General features: G+C 65.2%; 2 protein-coding genes. Both read right to left on the bottom strand.

Annotated elements, in window-relative coordinates; translation table 11 throughout:
- Positions 1-18 precede the first annotated feature (18 nt).
- Positions 19-12,540, bottom strand: coding sequence for a non-ribosomal peptide synthase/polyketide synthase (locus HGO40_RS11760; protein WP_250963133.1), 12,522 nt, complete (start codon positions 12,538-12,540; stop codon positions 19-21).
- A partial coding sequence (locus HGO40_RS30525) for a non-ribosomal peptide synthetase (protein WP_284739077.1) occupies positions 12,540-21,620 on the bottom strand: 9,081 nt, incomplete at its 5' end. The genes HGO40_RS30525 and HGO40_RS11760, both read right to left, overlap by 1 nt.

Raw genomic sequence — 21,620 nt, 5'->3', positions numbered from 1 at the left:
ACGCCACAGAGGCAAGATTTAAGCCGCCTGCGCCACGCAGTGCTCGATCAACGCTTCCAGTTCCTCCTGGTACGCACGCATCAAACCCTCGACAGTCTCGGCACGGTAGCGGCGGGTGCTGAAGATGCAACGCAGCGCCAGGCGCCCGTCGTACACCTGCCCCACCACTTCCAGCCAGTTACCGAGCGCGGCATGGGGGCTGTAGCAGCTGCCGTAGCTTTCCGCCGCCGGCACCAGCAATGCCTTGTCGTCGAAGCTCTGGTCAAACTGCCCCAGGTAGTTGAAGGTCACCCGGGCCTGGGGCGCACGCCCCAAGGTGGCGGCCATCGGCTCGCCGCTCATGTAGCGCAACACACCGTAGCCCAAGCCCTTGTTCGGCACCGCGGCCAACTGCCGCTGCACCGCCCGCACCGACGTGCCGATATCGGCTTCAGGGTTCGGGGCCAGTCGCACCGGGAACATGCTGGTGAACCAGCCCAGGCTGCGGCTCAGGTCGATGTCCTTGACCAAGTCCTCGCGACCATGCCCCTCCAACTGGATCAGCACCGAAGGCTGCTGGCTCCAACGGCACAACACCCGGCTCAGCGCCGCCATCAACACGTCGTTGATCTGCGTCTGGTAGACCGCCGGCACTTGTTTGAGCAACTGCTGGGTGTGCTGCTCCGACAAGCTCAAATGCGCCACCGACTGGTACTGCACCTGGTTCTTGCCCCGCAGGTTGTCACACGGCAACTCGCTGCCCGGCTGGTCGATCTGTTCCAGCCACCAGGCTTTTTCCTGCGCCGGATAATCCAGCGCATAGGCTTGCAGGCCCTCGGCCCAGGCCCGGTAGCTGCTGGTGCGAATCGGCAGGTTCGGTGCCTGGCCCTCACTGTAGGCCGTATAAGCGGTCTGCAAATCCTGCAGCAGCAAACGCCACGACACCGTGTCGATGACCAGGTGATGAATGACCATCAACACGCGGATTTCACCGTTGCCCAAGGTCACGTGCGCGGTGCGCCACACCGGGCCGTTGTGCAGATCGAGGCTGCGTTGCACCTGTTCGGCGTACAACTCCAGTTCAGCCTCATCGGCCACGCTGTGCTGCCACAGCAAGGGTTCGCTGGCCCACTGCGCCTGCATGTCTTCCAGCGCCTGGTAATGCTGCAGGTGACGTCCGCCGGCTTCGCTGAAGCGCAGGCGCAAGGCGTCGTGCTGCTGCATCATGCCGCGCAACGCCAATTCCAACGCCGTCAGGTTCAACCCTTGGCGGGCCCGCAGCATCAGTGCCTGGTTGTAGTGATGGGGTTCGCTCATGCGCTGGTCAAACCACCACTGCTGGATCGGAATCAGGTTGAACTGCCCTTCGGCGGCCACCTGGGTCACATCCTCGGCCGTCACGGCGCGCGGGTTCGAACGCTGGTCGAAAATCGCCTCGATGGTCTGGCCACGCATCAGGTCCCGCAACTTGAGCTCCATCTTCAGTTCCGAATGGTTGCGTACCCGCGAGACCACTTGCAGGCTGAGGATCGAGTCACCGCCCAATTCGAAGAAATTGTCGGTGATACCCACCCGCTCGACTTGCAACACCTCAGCCCAGACCTCGGCCAACAGTTGCTCATCGCGGTTGCGCCCCGGCACATACTCGCTGCCCTTGAACTCCGGCTCCGGCAGGGCCTGGCGATCGAGCTTGCCGTTCGGCGTGACCGGCAACGCCTCCAGGCAGATCACCTGGGCCGGCACCATGTAGTCCGGCAATTGCGCCCGCAGCTCGGCCTTGAGCCGATCGCCGATGGCCACGCCATCGGGGGTAACCACGTAGCCGATCAGTTGCTTGCCCGAGGTGCTGTCCCGGGCGATCACCAACGCATCGCTGACGTCGTCCAGTTGCCGCAGGCTGGCCTCGACTTCCCCCAGTTCGATGCGGAAGCCCCGCACCTTGATCTGGTGGTCGATACGCCCGACGTAATCGAGCACGCCGTCGGCGCGCTGGCGCACCAGGTCGCCGCTGCGATACAGGCGATCGCCCGGCTGGCCGAACGGGTCCGGCACGAAGCGCTCGGCACTCAGGTCCGGGCGACGGTGATAACCACGGGCGATGCCCGCGCCACCGATGTACAACTCGCCGGCAATGCCCGGCGGCAACGGGTTGAGGTGGTCGTCGAGCACATACAAGGCGCGCTCGCCCACCGCACGCCCGATCGGCGCGTAGGCGGCCTCGCAACGTTGGCTGGCCGGCACCTTCCACAGCATGGGGGTGACCACGGTTTCCGTCGGGCCGTAGCCGTTGGTGAAAAATTGCGGGCGCAGCGCCGCCTTCACTTGCTCGAAGGTCTGGTCCGGCACCGCATCGCCGCCGAAGCAGTACACCCGCACCGGCGGTGGCGCCAGTTGGCTGTGGGCGGCGTATTCGGCCAGTTGCTTGAGGTAGGCCGGCGGGAAGCAGGCGATGGTAATGCCATGGCGGTGCAAGGCGTCGAAGGTCTGCTCCGGTGTCCACAGCGCGCCGTCGCGAATCACCAGGGTGCCGCCGCTGAACAACGTGCTTAGCCAGCGTTCATGGGCACCGTCGAAAGCGAACGACATGAAGTGCAATTCACGAGTGTCCTCGTCCATGTCATACAGCCCGGCGATGGCCTGGCAGTGCATGCTCATCGGCCCGTGCGCCACGGCGACGCCTTTGGGTCGACCGGTGGAACCGGAGGTGTAGATCAGGTAAGCCAGGTTGCCGCCGAGCAAACCGCTGCGCGGCGGCTGATCGCTATAGCCACGGCTGTCGAAACCGTCGATGGCCAGGCGCGGCAAACCGTTGAAATCAGGCAGGAGTGCCTGTACCGAACTGTGGGTCAGCAACAGCGCCATGGCCGAATCGTCGATCATGAACGCCAGGCGCTCGGGTGGATAATCGATGTCCAGCGGCACATACGCCGAGCCGCTTTTCATCACCGCCAGCAGCGCCACGACCATGTCCACCGAACGCTCCAGGGCCACGCCGACCACCACTTCCGGGCCGGCGCCGAGTTCGATCACGCGGTGGGCCAGGCGGTTGGCCCGGCACTCCAGTTCGCCGTAACTCAACGAATCGTCGCCACACACCAGCGCCGTGGCCTGCGGTCGCGACTGGGCATGCCGGCCAATCAGCTCCGGCAACAACTGCGACTGATAGCAGCCGTTCGGCGCCGCGCTCCATTGTTCGAAGGCCTGCCATTGTTCCACCGACAAGCGCTGCAAATTGCCCAGGCACGCGTGGGGTGCATGGATCATCGCTTCCAGGGTGTCTTCCATCGTCCGGCGGATGCGTTCCACCGCTTCGATACTGAAGGCGTTGCGCAGGAACAGGTACTCGATGGACAACGTTTCGCCCAGGTTCACCGCCAGGTCCATCGGGAAGTTGGTCACGTCATGGTTGCGCGACTCGCCGAAGCTCAGGCCGGTGTCCTGCTGCTCGCCCAGGCGTTCGTCGATGGGGTAGTTCTCGAACACGATGATGCTGTCGAACAAGCCCTGCCCGCCGAGGCCCGACCAGCGCTGGATGTCCGCCAGTGGCGCATGGGAATGCTCACGCAGGTCCAGGTTGTAGGCCTGCAACTGTTGCAGCCATTGATCCAGTGGTTGCTCGGGATCCAGGGTCTGGATCACCGGCAAGGTGTTGATGAACAGGCCGAGAATGTTATCGGCGTTGACCAGCCCCGCCGGACGCCCGGCGACGGTGGCGCCGAAGACCACGGTGTCCTGCCCGGTAAAGCGTTGCAGCAACAGCAGCCACGCCCCTTGGATCAAGGTATTGGGGGTGATCTGCAAGGCGCGGCAGGCCTGTTGCAGGCGAGCGGTCTGCGTCACGTCCCAGCGCGAATACAACGCCTCGTGCCCCGGCAGTGCCTCGACATGCCGGGGGAACATCGCCTGGTTGAGGGAGGTCGCCTGCTCCAGGGTATCGAGGCGGCTGCGCCAGAAGCGTTCCAGCGCACCCTGGTCCTGGCGTTGCAGCCATTCGATGAACTCGCGATAGCGACCATTGCGGTTGGGCACCTGCCCGTGGGCGTAGAATTGCAGCACTTCACCGAACAACCGCGAACTGCTCCAGCCATCCATGAGGATGTGGTGGCAGGTCCAGATCATCTGGTAGCGATCATCTTCCAGGCGCAGCAACAGCACCCGTTGCAGGGGCGCGCGGCTCAAGTCGAAACCGGCCAGGTAATCGGCGGTCGCCCGGGCGCTGATCGCCTGCTCGCTGATGTCCTGTCCACGCCAGTCTTCGACCAGCAGCGGCAATTCAACGTGGCGATGGACGATTTGCACTGGCGCGCTCAAGCCATCCTGCCAGTGGAAACTGGTGCGCAGGATGTCCTCGCGCTCGATCACCGAGGTCCAGGCCCGGGCAAAACGCTCGGTGTCCAGGCCGTGCACCGGCAGGCTGATCTGGTTGATGTACAAGCCGGAGCTGTCGTCGGCCAGGGTATGGAACAGCATGCCGTCCTGCATCGGCGACAGTGGATAGATGTCCTCCACCTGCGCCACCGGCACCGGCAGGCCGTTGAGTTGCGCCTGGCTCAGGCGCGCCAGCGGGAAGTCGGAAGGTGTCAGGCCCAAGTGTCCGTCGGTGCAGCAATGGTCGATCAGTTGCTGCAACGCCACCGCGTAGGCATCGGCCAACTGCTGGAGCGTGGCCTCGTCGAAGACATCGCCACTGAAGCTCCAATCGAGGGACAACTGGCCGTTGAAAATCCGCCCGTCGATGGTCAGCCAGTTGCCCAGCGCCACGTCGTCGCCGTGCCCCGCGCCACTGCCCTCCTCACTCGGGACGAACAGTGCCTGCTCATCGAAGCTCTGGTCGAACTGCCCCAGGTAGTTGAAGGTGATGCGCGCTGGCGGCAGTTTTGCCAGCCGTTGCTGGACCGCTTCGGCGCCGAGGTAACGCAGCACGCCATACCCGAGGCCCTTGTTCGGCACTGCGCGCAGTTGTTCCTTGATCCGCTTGATCGACTCGGCCGGGTCGCTCGCCGGCGTCAGCAACACCGGGAACAGGCTGGTGAACCAACCGACGGTGCGACTCAGGTCGACGCCCTCGAACAGCTCTTCGCGGCCATGGCCTTCGAGCTGCACCAGGCAGGCCGGTTGCCCGGTCCATTGGCAGACCACTTGCGCCAGTGCGCTGAGCAGCAAATCGTTGACCTGGGTGCGATAGGCCGTCGGCGCTTGCTTGAGCAAACGCTGGGTCTGGTTGGCATCCAGGCGCGTGCTCACCGAACGGCCATGGACCGCAGCCTGGCTGCCCTCGGGACGGGCCCGTGGCAACGGCGGCAAGGGCTGATCCAATTGCCCGACCCAGTAATCCAGTTCCTTGTTCAGAGTTTCGCTGTGGGCGTAGTCCTGCAACCGGGCGGCCCAGGCCTTGAACGCCGTGGATTTGCCCGGCAAGGCCGGCGCCTGGTTCGCCCGCAGTTGGCGATAGACGTTTTGCAGGTCTTCCAGCAGTACCCGCCACGACACGCCGTCCATGACCAAGTGATGAATCGCCAGGTGCAGGCGCGCACTGCCGTCCTGCACCGCGATCAGGCTGCAACGCAGCAACGGGCCGTGTTGCAGGTCGAGGCTGCGTTGCGCCTGGTCGGCGATGGCGACGATCTCGGTGGCATCCTGCGCAGTGCGCTGCCAGATCTCCAGGGGCTGCTCATCCATGGGCTGATGGCTGGCGTGCCAACGGCCATCGTCGGCCCGGGTGAACCGCAGGCGCAAGGCATCGTGATGGGCCACCACGTGAGCGAGGGCCTGTTGCAGGTGCGCGATGCCCAGCGGTTCGCGCGGGGTCAGCAGGACCGATTGGTTCCAGTGATCGCGGTGCGGGATATCACTGGCGAAGAACCAGTGCTGCATCGGCACCAGCAGGCTGTCGCCGGTGACCGGCCCCTGGTCGATCAGCCCTTCGTCGGTGGCGGTGGCGACCCGCGCCAGGGCCTGGATGTTCTGATGCAGGAACAGGTCCTTGGGGGTCAGGCCGATGCCTTGGGCACGCGCCCGGCTGACCACCTGGATCGAGTTGATCGAGTCGCCGCCCAGGGCGAAGAAGTTGTCGGCGGTGCCCACCCGCTCGACGCCGAGCACCCCTTGCCAGATCTGCACCAGCGCCCGCTCGGTGGCGTTGACCGGTGCGGTGAACGCCTCTTGGCGCTCGGCCAGGTCCGGCGCCGGCAGCGCCTTGCGGTCGAGCTTGCCGTTCGGGCTCAGTGGCATGTGTTCCAGGCGGGTCAGGTGCGTCGGCACCATGTGTTCCGGCAGGCTCAGGCGCAAATGGGCCAGCAGCGCTTCACGCAATTGGGACCAAGCGCCGGTTGCCTCGGCCTGGGCGACCACGTAGACGCTCAGCACCTTGCCGCTGCGGCTGTCCTGGGCCACCACCACCGCTTCGCGCACCGCCCCGTGTTCGAGCAAACGTGCTTCGATTTCCCCCAACTCGATACGGAACCCGCGGACCTTCCCCTGATGGTCGATCCGGCCGATGTAGTCGATCACCCCGTCCGGGCGATAACGCGCCAGGTCGCCGGTGCGGTACAGCCGCTCGCCGGCCACGAACGGGCTGGCGACGAAACGCTCGGCGGTCAGTTCGGGACGGCGATGATAACCGCGGGCCAGGCCCTGGCCACTGAGGTACAGCTCGCCGTTGACGCCGCTCGGCACCGGGTTCAGCTCATCGTCGAGGATGTAGGTCATCAGGTTGGCAATCGGCTCGCCAATGGGCACCGCATCGCGCCCTTCGTCGCGGCAGGTCCAATGGGTCACGTCGATGGCCGCTTCGGTCGGACCGTAGAGGTTATACAGCCGGGCATTGGGCAACTTGGCGAACACCTGCTGCTGGGCATCCACCGGCAGGGCTTCGCCGCTGCAGACGATGCGAGCCAGGCTGGTGCAACGGCTGACGTTGGTGTCGAGCACAAACGCTTGCAGCATCGACGGCACGAAATGCAGGGTGGTGATGGTTTCCCGTTCGATCAGGCTGACCAGTTTTTGCGGGTCGCGATGATCGCCCGGTGCCGCGACGACCAGGCGCACGCCGGTCATCAACGGCCAGAAGAACTCCCAGACCGACACGTCGAAACTGAACGGTGTCTTCTGCAGGACGCTGTCACCGGCCCCCAGGCCATAGGCCTGTTGCATCCAGCACAAGCGGTTGGTCAGCGCGCCATGGCTGTTGCCGGCGCCCTTGGGCTTGCCAGTGGAGCCGGAGGTGTAGATCACGTAGGCGAGGTTCTCGGCGACGGCCCGGCGTGGTGGATTGTCGGTGGCATTGTCTCGCAGCCAGTCGTCGTCCCCATCCAGCACCAATGCCTTGAGGCCCCCCCTCCCTGTGGGAGCGAGCTTGCTCGCGATGAGGCCCTCACCTTCAACATCGCCATTGACTGAACCACCGCTATCGCGAGCAAGCTCGCTCCCACAGGACAGGGGTAGCTGATTGAGCAATGAGCCTTGGGTCAGCAGCAACTCGATGCCACTGTCCTCGATCATGTAGGCCAGGCGCTCCGGCGGGTAGTCCGGGTCCAGCGGCACGTAGGCGCCGCCGGCCTTGAGGATCGCCAGCAGGCCAACGCCCATTTCCACGCTGCGCTGCACCGAGATGCCCACCAGCACATCCGGGCCGACGCCGCGGGCGATCAAGGCGTGGGCCAACTGGTTGGCGCGGGCGTTGAGCTGGGCATAGCTCAGCGACTGCCCTTCGAACACCAGCGCCTCGGCGTGGGGGTCACGCTCGACCTGGGCTTCGATCAACTGATGCACCGGGAGATGGTTCGGGTAATCGGCGAAGGTGCGGTTCCAGTCCTCGACGATCAGGCGCCGCTGCGCCCCGTCCAGCATCGGCAGTGCGGCGATGCGCTGGGGCGGATTGGCGACGATGGCGCGCAACAGGTTCCGCCAGTGCTCGCCGAGGCGGGCGATGGTGCTCGGCTCGAACAGGTCGCTGGCGTAGGTCAGCGCGGCGCTGAGGCCATCGGCGTATTCGAAGGTGTCCAGGGTCAGGTCGAACTGGGCGGTGCCTGCATCCCAGGTCAGTTGCTCCAGGTTCAGGCCCGGCAACGCCGACAGGTCCCGGCGGGCATCGCTGGCATGGTTGAACATCACTTGGAACAACGGCGTGTGGCTCAGGTTGCGCGCTGGCTCCAGCCGTTCCACCAGTTGTTCGAATGGCAGGTCCTGGTGGGCCTGGGCACCCAATGCGCGTTGCTTGACCTGATCGAGCAACTGGTCGAATCGCAGGTTGCCGTCGATGTCGGCCTTGAGCACTTGGGTGTTGACGAAGAAGCCCAGCAGGCGCTCGGTTTCCACCCGGTTACGGTTGGCAATCGGCACGCCGACGCGGATGTCGTCCTGGCCGCTGTAGCGGTGCAACAAGGTCTGCAAGCCGGCGAGCAAGAGCATGAACAGCGTGCTGTTGTGCTGCTGGGCCAGGCGCTTGAGGCCTTCGGCCAACGCCGGTTCGATGACGATGGGCAGCCGTGCGCCGCGATAACTTTGCTGGGCCGGGCGCGGATGGTCGGTCGGCAGTTCGAGAATCGGTTGCTCGCCGCCCAACTGCTCGATCCAGTAATCGAGTTGACGCTGCTGCTCCCCCGCCGCCAGCCATTGCCGCTGCCAGTGCGCGTAGTCGGCGTACTGGATCGGCAGCGGCGCCAGTTCCACGGCCTGGCCCTGGCTGAAACCTGCGTACAACTGCAGCAGGTCGTCGACCATGATCTGCATCGACCAGGCGTCGGAGACGATGTGGTGCTGGGTCAGGATCAGCACATGGTCATCAGCGCCCAGTTGCAGCCACTTGACCCGCAGCAACGGGCCGCGCTGCAAATCGAACAACTGCCGGGTTTCGGCTTCGATCAAGCCGCGCAAGGCCTGGTCATCGACAGTGGCGTCGATTGATTCGACCGCCAGGGCCAGCGGCGCCGGTTCGTCGATCACTTGCAGGGGGCGCTCGTTGTCGAGCACGAAGCGGGTGCGCAGGCTCTCGTGACGCGCCACCAGGGCATCGAAGCTCTGTTGCAGCGCGACACGGTCGAGGGCGCCGCGCAAACGCAGCGCTGTGGGAATGTGATAGGCGCTGCTGGTGGGTTCCAGTTGCCAGAGGAACCACTGCCGTTGCTGGGCAAAAGAGAGCGCCAGCGGCTGGTCGCGAGCAATGCGAGGGATGCTCGCTTCATCGTGCGCCGATGCCGTGCCCATGGCCTCGACAAACGCCCGCAGGCTGTGATGGCCGAACAACAGGCGCAACGGCACCTGAATATTCAGTTGCTGGCGAATCCGTGACATCACCTGGGTCGCCAGCAAGGAGTGGCCACCCAGTTCAAAGAAACTGTCGTCCAGGCCGACCCGCTGGACCTTGAGGATATCCGCCCAGATCGTCGCCACCGCCTGCTGCATGGACGTCTGCGGCGCGACATAGGTTTTCTGCCATTGGCTGGCATCGGGCTTGGGCAATTGCTTGCGGTCCAGCTTGCCGTTGGGCGTCAGCGGGAAGCGCGGCAACAGCACCACGTGGGACGGCACCATGTAGTCGGGCAGGTTGACCTTGAGCCGTGTGGTGAGGCTGTCGCGCAGGCCGCTCTGGGCGGTGGCGTCCAGGTCACTCAGCTCTGTACTCGGCACGATGTACGCCACCAACGCCTGGCCGCCCGGCGCGTCCTGGGCCAGCACCGCCGCTTCGCGCACGCTGTCCTGTTCCAGCAGGCGTGCCTCGATCTCTCCCAGCTCGATGCGAAAGCCGCGGATCTTCACTTGATGGTCGATGCGCCCGAGGTATTCGAGGATCCCGTCGGCACGCTGGCGCGCCAGGTCACCGGTGCGATACAGGCGCTCGCCGGCGACAAACGGATGGGGCACGAAGCGTTCGGCGGTCAGCGCCGGGCGCTGGAAATAACCACGGGCCAGGCCCTGGCCGCCGATCAGCAATTCCCCGGCCACGCCATAAGGCACCGGCATCAGGTCGGCACCGACGATGTACAGCGTGGTGTTGTCGATGGGCCCGCCGAGCCACGGTTGCGCGGCCTGGGTTTGCAACGGGTGCAAGGCCGACCAGATGGTGGTTTCCGTCGGGCCGTAGAGGTTCCACACTTCACCGCCGAGGGCGAGCATGCGCACGGCCAGTTCCCGGGGCAACGCCTCGCCCCCGCACAGGCATTTGCAGCCGCGCAGCCCCTGGGCGTGTTCATTGTCCAGCAACATGCGCCAGGTCGACGGCGTGGCCTGCAGCACATTGACCTGCTCGGCCTCGATCAATGCCAACACCGCGTACGGGTCCTGGGCGACGTGGTGGCCGGTCAGCACGATGCATGCGCCGACCATCAGCGGCACGTAGATTTCCAGGCCGAAAATATCGAACGAGAACGTGGTCAGCGACAACGCCCGATCTTGGGCCGTCATGCCCGGTGCCTTGGCCATGCTCGCGACGAAGTTGGTCAGCGCGCCGTGGCGCACCATGACGCCCTTGGGCTTGCCGGTGGAGCCGGAGGTGTAGATCGCGTAGGCCAGGTGCTCCGCATCCAGGCGCGTCGCCGGCGCCTCGCAGCCATAGCCGTCGAGCCAGTCACCCTCCTGGTCCAATATCAATGTCTTAACGCCAACCCCGCCCCCTGTGGGAGCGAGCTTGCTCGCGATAGCGTCGGCACACCCAACATCGTCATTCACTGCACCACCGCCATCGCGAGCAAGCTCGCTCCCACAGGACAGCGGTAGCTGGTCGAGCAACGAGCGTTGGGTCAGCAGCAGCTCGATGCCGCTGTCTTCGATCATGTACGCCAGGCGATCCTGGGGGAACGCCGGGTCCAGCGGCAAGTAAGCGCCGCCGGCCTTGAGGATCGCCAGCAGGCCCACCAGCATGTGCGCGCTGCGCTCCACGGCAATGCCCACCAAGACGTCGGAAGTCACGCCGAGGCTCTGCAGTTTCCCCGCCAGTTGATTGGCCCGGGCATTGAGTTGGCCGTAGCTCCAGCGCTCGCCGTCGATCACCAGCGCCGGAGCGTCCGGGGTGCGCGCCGCTTGTCTTTCGAATAGTTGGTGGACAAAACCCGCCTCGGGCGCCGGCACCGCGGTGCGCTGGCCGTCGTCGAGCAAGGCCTGGCGCTCGGCCGCGTCGAGCAACGGCAATTCACCGATGCGCTGTGCCGGGTCGGCCACGATGGCGCGCAACAGGTTCTGCCAATGCCCGGCCATGCGCGCAATCGTCTCGGCGCCAAACAGGTCGGTGGCATAGATCAGTGCAGCCGAAAGGCCTTCGCCATGCTCGACGGTTTCCAGGGTCAGGTCGAATTGTGCCGTGTGCGAGTCCCAGCTCAGCCCCTCGACTTGCAACGCACCGACCGGCCCCTCGCCCGCCGGGCCTTGGGTCCGGTGGTTGAACATCACTTGGAACAGCGGGCTGTGGCTCAGGTTGCGCTCAGGCTGTAACGCTTCCACCAATTGCTCGAACGGCAGCTCCTGGTGAGCCTGGGCGCCCAGGGCTGTCTGTTTCACTTGTTGCAACAAGGCGCCAAACGCATCCTCGCTCTGCACATCGCTGTCGAGCACCTGGGTATTGACGAAAAAGCCGATCAGGCGCTCGGTCTCGACCCGGTTGCGGTTGGCCGTCGGCACGCCGACGCGGATGTCGTTCTGGCCGCTGTAGCGATGCAGCAGCGCCTGGAACGAGGCCAGCAAAATCATGAACAGGCTGACGCCCTCACGCTGGGCCATGTGCTTGAGGTCGCCGGCCAGCACCGCGTCGATGGCGAGCTGCAGCCGCGCGCCGCGATAGCTCATCACCGCCGGACGGGGGAAGTCGGTCGCCAGCTCCAGCACCGGTTGCTGGCCCCCCATGCGTGCGGTCCAGTATTCCAACTGGCGTTCGCGCTCGCCCGCTTCCATCCAGTGCCGCTGCCAGATGGCGTAGTCGGCGTACTGGATCGGCAGCGCCGGCAGTTCCAGCGCGCGGCCCTGGCTGAAGGCGGCGTAGCCGGTGACCAATTCCTCGACCATCACCTGCATCGACCAGCCATCGGCAACGATGTGGTGCAAGGTCACGATCAGCACGTGGTCATCCGCCGCCAACCGCAGCAGGCGCGTGCGCAGCAGCGGCCCCTGTTGCAGGTCGAAGAGCTGGCGGGTTTCTGCTTCGATCAACCGGCGCAGCTGCGTCTCGTCCGGCAATGGTTCCAGGGTGTCGGCCTGCAAACGCACCGGCGCCGCCGCGTGCACTTGCTGCACGACCTGCTCGCCATGGATCTGGAAGGTGGTGCGCAGGCTCTCGTGACGCGCCACCAACGCCGTGAAACTCTGCTCCAGGGCAGCGATGTCCAGCGGCCCGCGCAAGCGCAGGGCCGTGGGCATGTGATAGGCCGCGCTGTCGGGGTCCAACTGCCAGAGGAACCATTGGCGTTCCTGGGCAAACGACAGCGACAACGTGTCGAACTCGGCACTGACAGGCGCAATGGGCAGGTTCGCCGGGGAAACGTTCTCTTCGAGCATATTCTGCAAGTACAAGCGACGTTTTTCCAGCGGCAGCGTTATGAAGCGCCTGGCAATACGTTGTGCGACAGCGGTGTCCATCAAACCTCCTCAAATTCATCGAGCAGCGCTTCAAGCTTGCTCAATTTCGACGTACTCATGGGTTCGCCGGCAGGCTCGAGTTGCGCCACGAACGCGCCGAGTACCGGGAATTGGAAAATCAGTTGCGGGGTCAAGGCCAGGCCCAGTTCCAGTTGCAGGCGCGAGACCACGCTCACCACCAGCAGCGAATGCCCGCCCAGCTCGAAGAAGTCGTCGCCCAGCCCGACCTGCTCGACCTTGAGCACGTCTTGCCAGATCGCCGCGACCCGGCATTCCAGGTCGCTCCGGGGCGCCAGGTAAGCCGGTTGCAGGGCACGGGTGTCCGGTGCCGGCAAGGCCTTGCGATCGAGCTTGCCGTTGGGGGTCAGTGGCAAGCGGTCGAGGAAGACCCAATGGGTCGGCACCATGAAGTCCGGCACCTGGGCCGCCAGTCGCGCCTTGAGTCGGTCGCCCAGGCTGGCCGAATCCAGGGAGCCGTCCTGGCCGACCAGATAGGCCACCAGGTTCGGTCCGCTCACGTCGTCCCGCGCCAGCACCACCGCATCGCGCACCTCGGCATCGGCCTGCAGGCGCGCTTCGATTTCCCCCAGTTCGATGCGCAGGCCACGGATCTTCACTTGATGGTCGATCCGGCCGAGGTACTCGATCACCCCGTCCGCGCCATAACGCGCCAGGTCACCGGTGCGATACAGGCGACCGCCCGCAACGGGGGCGAACGGATCGGGAATGAAGCGCTCGGCGCTCAGGGCCGGTCGCTGGTGGTAACCACGGGCCAGGGAATCACCGGCGATGTGCAACTCGCCGACGGCGCCCACGGCGCAAGGCTGCAATGCCGCATCCAGCACGTAGGTGCGCACGTTATCGATGGGACGACCAATGGCGATGATTCGCTCGGCGTCGTCCTCGCTGTCGCGCACCACGGCATGGCTGCTGGTGTCGATGGTCGCTTCGGTCGGGCCATACAGGTTGCGCAGTTCACCCTCGAACAGCGCCATGACCTGGCGCGACAGGTGCGCGCTGAGGGCTTCGCCACCGCACAGCAGCAGGCGCAGGGAGGCCAGCTGTTCGCGGGTCGCCACTGGCAGCAACGCCTGCAACAGCGACGGCGCCATTTGCAGCACGCTGATGCGCCACCGCGCCACGTCGGCCCAGAGGGTGGTCAGGTCGAGGTTCAGGTGCGGGTTGGCGAGCACCAGTTGCGCGCCGCTCATCAACGGCAGCCAGAACTCCCAGACCGAGGCATCGAAACTGATCGCGGTTTTTTGCAGGACGCGGTCGGCGGCCGTCAGTTTCAAGCAACCTTGCATCCACGCCATGTGGTTGCTCAGGGCGGCATGGCGCAAGGTCACGCCCTTGGGCTTGCCGGTGGAGCCGGAGGTGTAGATCACATAAGCGAGGTTTTCGCCGTCGATGACCACGCCAGGGTCGCGCTCGCTGTAGCCGGCCAGCCATTGCCCGGGTTGATCCAACAGCAGCGCGGCCACGGCAGCGTTGCCGAACAGCGGCAGCACCTCGGTTTCGGTGAGCAGCAAGGCGATGCCGCTGTCCTCGACCATGTACGCCAGGCGATCCCGGGGATAGGCCGGGTCCAGCGGCACGTAGGCGCCACCGGCCTTGAGCACCGCCAGCAAGCCGACCACCATCTGCACGCTGCGCGACAACGCCAGGCCCACTAATACATCGGGGCCAATGCCGCGTTCGATCAAGCCATGGGCCAGGCGATTGGCCCAGGCATTGAGCTCGGCGTAAGTGAGCGTTTCCTGCTCGCTGACCAGGGCGACCGCGTCGGGGCTGCTTTGGGCCTGGGCCTCGATCCATTGATGGACCAGGCGCCGAGGTGGCTCCACCACCGACGTGGCGTTCCAGTCGCCCAGCAGCCTGTCGCGGGTCGTCGCATCCAGCAGTTGGATGTCTCCCACGCAACCGCCAGCCGGCAGGCTCACCATCTGCGCGAGCACGTGTGCCACCTGCTCAGCCAGGCGCTCGACGGTGTGTGTAGGGAAAGCAGCATGGGCATAGGTGAAGTGCAGGCTCAGGATGTCAGTTAGATTGACGGCCAGGGTCAACGGGAAATTAGACTGTTCCTGGCTGGCCACGCTGCCGAAGCTCAAGCCCGAGGGCGCCTGCTCTTGCAGGGCCTGGGACACGGGGTAGTTTTCGAACACCAGCAAGGTGTCGAACAAACCGTCGCCGCCCTGCCCGGCCCAGCGCTGGATCTCGAACAGCGGCGTATGTTCGTGCTCGCGCAAGGCCACGTTCTGGCCTTGGATCTGTAGCAGCAGCCCGCTCAGCGCTTGCTCCGGACGCGGGCTGGCGATGACCGGCAAGGTGTTGATGAACAGGCCGATCTGCTGCTCGACGCCCTTGAGCTCGCTCGGACGCCCCGACACGGTGGCGCCGAAGGCCACGGTGGCGTGGCCGGTGTAGTGCTGCAGCAGCAACAGCCAGGTCGCCTGGACGACGGTATTGAGGGTGACCTTCTGCTGGCGGGCGAACTCGCTCAGGCGCTGGGTCTGCTCCGGCGTCAGGTGGTGATAGTGACTGGCGTGGCTGCTTTCCAGCACCGATTGCAGCGGCGCGAAACGGGTCTCGGCCAGACGGGTCGGCGCCTCCAGGGGTTGCAGTTGCGCCAGCCAGAAGGTTTCGCTGGCCTGGGCGTCGCGGCCTTGCAGCCAGGCGATGTAGTCCCGATAGCGCCCGGCCGGGCGCGGCGGGGCCTGGCCGTCATAGCGTTGCAGCACCTCGCCGAGCAACTGCGAGTTGCTCCAGCCGTCCATCAGGATGTGGTGATGGGTGTAGATCAGGTGATAACGCCGCTCGGCGGTGCGCACCAGCACCAGGCGCAGTAACGGCGCGCAGGCCAGGTCGAAGCCCTGCTCGCGCTCGGCATCCGCCAGCGCGTCCAGGGCCTGGCTGGCATCAGTGCGGGCGCTCCAGTCCAGCGAAGCGAACGGCACGCGCACCTGCTTGTGCACCACCTGCACCGGGCGCTCGCTGCCCTGCCAGATAAAACTGCTGCGCAGAATGTCATGGGCATCGACCGCCGCTTGCCAGGCGGCCTCGAAACGCCGGGGGTCGAGGCCTTCGATGTCCAGGCGCATCTGGTTGATGTACTGGCCGCTGCCCGCCGCGTAGAGGCTGTGGAACAACATGCCCTGCTGCATCGGTGCCAGCGGGTAAAGGTCTTCCACGCCGCGCGCCGACAGCGCCAGGCCATCGAGTTGCGCCTGGGTCAGGCCGGCCAGGGGGAAATCCGTCGGCGTCATGCCCTGGTTCGTCGGGTCGCAGCAATGGGCGATCAACAGCGCCAGCTCGCTGGCGTAGTCATCGGCCAATTGCTGGATGGTCGCCGGCTCGAACTGTCGCTGGCTGAACGTCCCGCCCAACCGCAGCGCGCCAGCGAACACCAGGCCGTTGAGCGTCAGCCAGTTGCCCAAGGTGGTCAGCGGGCTTTGCTCGTCACCGGCGCTTTCGCTGGCCGGGCTGAACAGCGCGCCTTGGTCCTGATCGAAACTGCCGTCGAACTGACCGAGGTAGTTGAACGGGATGCGCGGCACCGGCAGTGCTTCCAGGGCCGCCCGGCTGGCGTCGTCGCCCAGGTAACGCAGCGCACCGAACCCCACGCCTTTGTCGGGAATCGTCCGCCGCCCCTGCTTGATCGACTTGATCGAGTCCGCCAGTTCGACGGCCGGCGACAACCGCACCGGGAACAGGCTGGTGAACCACCCCACCGTGCGGGTCAGGTCGACATTGGCGAACAGCTCTTCGCGGCCATGGCCTTCGAGCTGCAGCAACAGGCTGTCATGACCGGTCCAGCGGCAGATCACCCGGGCCAGGGCCGTGAGCAACAGGTCGTTGACCTGGGTGCGATAGGCCGCCGGCGCCTCTTGCAGCAACTGCCGGGTCAAGTGCGCGTCGAGCCGTGTATGAACGGTGACGGCCTCATGGTTTTGCCCGATCGCCTCGGGGTCGAGGCACGGCAGGTCGGTCGGGGCGTCGTGCAGTTGCCCTTGCCAGTAGGCCAATTGCAGCTGCAGTTCCGCGCTGCGGGCGTGGGCCTGCAAGTGCTCGGCAAACACCTTGACCGAGCTGGTCTTGGCCGGCAGTTGCAGCCTTTGGCCGGCGAGCAACTGCTGGTAGGCGGTTTGCAGGTCATCGAACAGGATTCGCCACGACACACCGTCCACCGCCAGGTGATGGACCACCAGCAACAGGCGCTGGCTGCCATCGGCCAAGGTCGCCAGGACGCCGCGCAACAGCGGCCCGGCGTGCAGGTCGAGGCTGCGCTGGGCCTGGTTGGCGAGGGTTTCCAGCGCGCTGGCATCAGCCACGTCACGCTGCCACAGCAAACCGTCGTTCGCCCAAGCTTGCTGTTGCGCCGCCACCTCACGGTGCTCGGCGCGCCAACCTTCGGCGGTTTCACTGAAGGACAAACGCAAGGCGTCGTGGTGCAGCACCAACGCCTGCAAAGCCTGCTCCACCAAAGATGCTTGCAGCGCACTGGCCGGTTGCAACAGCACCGACTGGTTGTAGTGATGACGCTGGGGAATCGCCTCGGCGAAAAACGCCTGTTGAATCGGCAGCAGCGGCGTCGACCCTTCGGCCGGCGCCTGATCGATTGCCGACGCTTCCCCACCGGTCTGGGCGACACCTGCCAGCGCCTGCACGGTCTGATGCTGAAAAAGGTCCTTGGGCGTAAAGCGGATGCCCGCCTGGCGGGCGCGACTGACCACCTGGATGGAGACAATCGAGTCGCCGCCCAACTCGAAGAAGTTATCGCTCAAGCCGACCCGCCCGACCTTGAGCACGTCTTGCCAGATCGCGGCGATCTGTTGTTCCAGCTCGCTTCGCGGCGCCACGTAGTCCTGCTGGATCTGGCTGGCGTCGGCGGTGGGCAAGGCCTTGCGGTCGAGCTTGCCGTTGGCGGTCAGTGGCCATTGTTCGAGGAACAACAGGTGCGTCGGCACCATGTAGTCCGGCAGGTCGGCTTTGAGTTGAGTCTTGATCTGCTCGCGCAGGTCGGCTGGGGCTTCGCTGGCGCGGGCCGGGATCACGTAAGCCACCAGTTGCTGGCCGCTCGGTCCTTCCTGGGCCAGCACCAACGCTTCACGCACGGAAGCCAAGGCGTTCAGGCGCGCTTCGATCTCGCCCAGTTCGATGCGGAAACCGCGGATCTTCACTTGATGGTCGATGCGACCGACGTACTCGATCACGCCGTCGCTGCGGTACTGCGCCAGATCGCCGGTGCGGTACAAACGTGCGCCGCTTTCGCCGAACGGGTCGGGGATGAACCGCAACGCGGTAAGGTCGCCACGATTCAGGTAGCCCCGGGCCAGGCCTGCGCGACCGACGTACAACTCACCGATGCAACCTTTTGGCACCGGGTTCAAATCGCCGTCCAATAGATACCAGGACAGGTCGGCAATCGGCTCGCCAATCGGGCTGCTGGCGTCCTGTTCCAGGTCCGCTATCGACAGCGGACGGTAGGTCACGTGCACGGTGGTTTCGGTGATGCCGTACATGTTGATCAGTTGCGGCGCGGCATCGCCGAAGCGCTCGAACCAGGGGCGCAAGGACTTGACGTCCAGCGCCTCGCCGCCGAACACCACGTAGCGCAAGGCGTTGGCCCGGTCATCGGCGCAGGCTTCGTGCATCAGTTGCTTGAACGCCGACGGTGTCTGGTTGAGCACCGTCACCCCGGCGTCGCAGAGCAGTTCATGGAACTGCTGCGGTGAGCGGCTGACGTCATACGGCACGATCAACAACTCGCCACCGTGCAGCAGTGCGCCAAAGATTTCCCAGACCGAGAAGTCGAACGCGTAGGAATGGAACAGGCTCCAGACATCCTGCGCGCCGAAGTTGAACCAGGGTTCGGTGGCCTCGAACAGGCGCAGCACGTTGTGGTGCGGCAGTAAGGTGCCTTTTGGATTACCGGTGGAACCGGAGGTGTAGATCACGTAGGCGAGGTTCGCGGCGTCCATCGCCACCTGCGGATCGCTGTCGGTGAAAGCACTGACATCGGCATCCAGCAGCAGCGTCTGCACGCCCTCCGGCACTGGCAACTGATCGACCAGGGCCGCTTGGGTCAGCAGCAAGCGAATGCCGCTGTCCTGCATCATGTAGGCCAGACGATCCTGGGGATACGTCGGGTCCAGCGGCACGTAGGCGCCGCCGGCCTTGAGGATCGCCAGCAAGCCCAGCAGCATGTCGAAGCCCCGCTCGGCGGCCAATCCCACCAGCACATCCGGGCCGACGCCGTGGGCGATCAACTGATGGGCGCGGCGGTTGGCCTGGGCGTTGAGTTCGCCGTAGGTCAGGACTTGGGCGTTGAAACGCAACGCGATGGCGTCGGGACGCAAGCGCGCCTGTTCGGCGATGCGCTGATGCAGGCAGGCCTCGCCCGGGAAGCTGCGCGGTGTCGGGTTCCATTGGGCGATGTGTTGCTGTTGCTCGGTGGCCGTCAGCAACGGCAATTCACTGATACGTTGGCCGGGATTGGCGACGATGCCGTGCAGCAAGTTCAGCCAGTGTTCGGCCAGGCGCTGCACGGTGCTGGCGTCGAACAAGTCAGTGGCATAAGTCAGCGCCGCACCCAGTTCACCCTCGGCTTCCAGGGTGTCGAGGGTCAGGTCGAACTGGGCAGTCTGGCTTTCCCATTCCTGGGCCTTGATCAGCAGACCGGGCAGCGCCGGCAGTGCCTGGCGAGCCACACTCTGGTGGTTGTACAACACCTGGAACAACGGGCTGTGGCTCAGGTTGCGTTCAGGCCGCAGGGCTTCGACCAGTTGTTCGAACGGCAGGTCCTGATGGGCCTCGGCGCCGATGGCCGCTTGTTTGACCTGCGCCAGCAATTCACTGAAACGCTGCTGCGGATCGACCTCGGCCTTGAGCACCTGGGTGTTGACGAAGAAGCCGATCAGGCCTTCGGTTTCCACCCGGTTGCGGTTGGCGATGGGCACGCCGACACGAATGTCCGACTGGCCACTGTAGCGGTGCAGCAAGGCCTGGAACGAGGCCAGCAAGACCATGAACAGCGTGCAGCCTTCGCGCTGGGCCAGCTGTCGCAGCCGTTGGCCCAAGGCCTGCGGCAAGTTGATCGCCAGGCGGGCGCCGGCAAAACTCTGCTGGGTCGGGCGCGGCCGGTCGGTGGGCAGCGCCAGCAACGGCTGCTCGCCCCCCAGCACATCGGTCCAGTAGGCCAGTTGCCGTTCCCGCTCGCCGGCGTCCATCCACTGACGTTGCCATACCGCGTAATCGGCGTACTGGATCGGCAGCTCGGCCAATGCCAGGGACTCACCCTGGCGGCACGCGGCATAACCCTGCATCAGTTCCTGCACCAGCAATTGCATCGACCAGCCATCGGAGACGATGTGGTGCTGGGTCAGCACCAGCACGTGCTCGTCGGCCGCCACCCGCAGCAGGCCGACCCGCAGCAGCGGGCCGTTTTGCAGGTCGAAGGGCTGGGCGATCTGCTGGCGGACGAAGGCCTGGATCTGTTCATTGCCGCCCTCGAGCATCTGCGGGATTACCACCGGGTTCATCTGTGGGTGAATGACCTGGAACGCTTGCTCATCGACCTGGTCGAAGGTGGTACGCAGGCTTTCGTGGCGCCGCACCAGGGCGGCGAAACTCTGTTGCAAAGCCTCCAGGTCCAGGTTGCCCTGAATCCGCAGCGCCGCCGGAATGTGGTACGCCGCGCTGTCGGGCTCCATCTGCCAGAGGAACCACTGGCGCTGCTGGGCGTAGGACAGCGGCAGCGGCGCCTGGTCCCGGGAAAGACGCGGGATGCTCGCCGGCCGTGCCACGTCGCCGTCTATCAGCGCCGCCACACAAGCCTCAAGGCTGGCGTTCTCGAACAACTGGCGCAGTTGCAGGTTCAGGCCGAGGGCCTGGCGAATGCGCGACACCATCTGCGTCGCCAGCAGCGAGTGGCCGCCCAGTTCGAAGAAGCTATCGCTCAAGCCGACCCGCTCGACCTTGAGCACGTCTTGCCAGATCGCGGCGATCTGTTGTTCCAGCTCGCTTCGCGGCGCCACGTAGTCCTGCTGGATCTGGCTGGCGTCGGCGGTGGGCAAGGCCTTGCGGTCGAGCTTGCCGTTGGCGGTCAGTGGCCATTGTTCGAGGAACAACAGGTGCGTCGGCACCATGTAGTCCGGCAGGTCGGCTTTGAGTTGAGTCTTGATCTGCTCGCGCAGGTCGGCTGGGGCTTCGCTGGCGCGGGCCGGGATCACGTAAGCCACCAGTTGCTGGCCGCTCGGTCCATCCTGGGCCAGCACCAACGCTTCACGCACGGAAGCCAAGGCGTTCAGGCGCGCTTCGATCTCGCCCAGTTCGATGCGGAAACCGCGGATCTTCACTTGATGGTCGATGCGACCGACGTACTCGATCACGCCGTCGCTGCGGTACTGCGCCAGATCGCCGGTGCGGTACAAACGTGCGCCGCTTTCGCCGAACGGGTCGGGGATGAACCGCAACGCGGTAAGGTCGCCACGATTCAGGTAGCCCCGGGCCAGGCCTGCGCGACCGACGTACAACTCACCGATGCAACCTTTTGGCACCGGGTTCAAATCGCCGTCCAATAGATACCAGGACAGGTCGGCAATCGGCTCGCCAATCGGGCTGCTGGCGTCCTGTTCCAGGTCCGCTATCGACAGCGGACGGTAGGTCACGTGCACGGTGGTTTCGGTGATGCCGTACATGTTGATCAGTTGCGGCGCGGCATCGCCGAAGCGCTCGAACCAGGGGCGCAAGGACTTGACGTCCAGCGCCTCGCCGCCGAACACCACGTAGCGCAAGGCGTTGGCCCGGTCATCGGCGCAAGCTTCGTGCATCAGTTGCTTGAACGCCGACGGTCTGTGGTTGAGCACAGTCCCCCCGGCGTCGCACAGCAGTTCATGGAACTGCTGCGGTGAGCGGCTGATGTCATACGGCACGATCAGCAACTCGCCACCGTGGAGCAGTGCGCCAAAGATTTCCCAGACCGAGAAGTCGAACGCGTAGGAATGGAACAGGCTCCAGACATCCTGCGCGCCGAAGTTGAACCAGGGTTCGGTGGCCTCGAACAGGCGCAGCACGTTGTG

Source organism: Pseudomonas sp. CG7 (assembly GCF_023701885.1).
GTDB lineage: Bacteria > Pseudomonadota > Gammaproteobacteria > Pseudomonadales > Pseudomonadaceae > Aquipseudomonas > Aquipseudomonas zanjanensis.
Note: the sequence above shows the minus strand (reverse complement) of the source record. Positions and strands in the feature narration are given on the sequence as shown.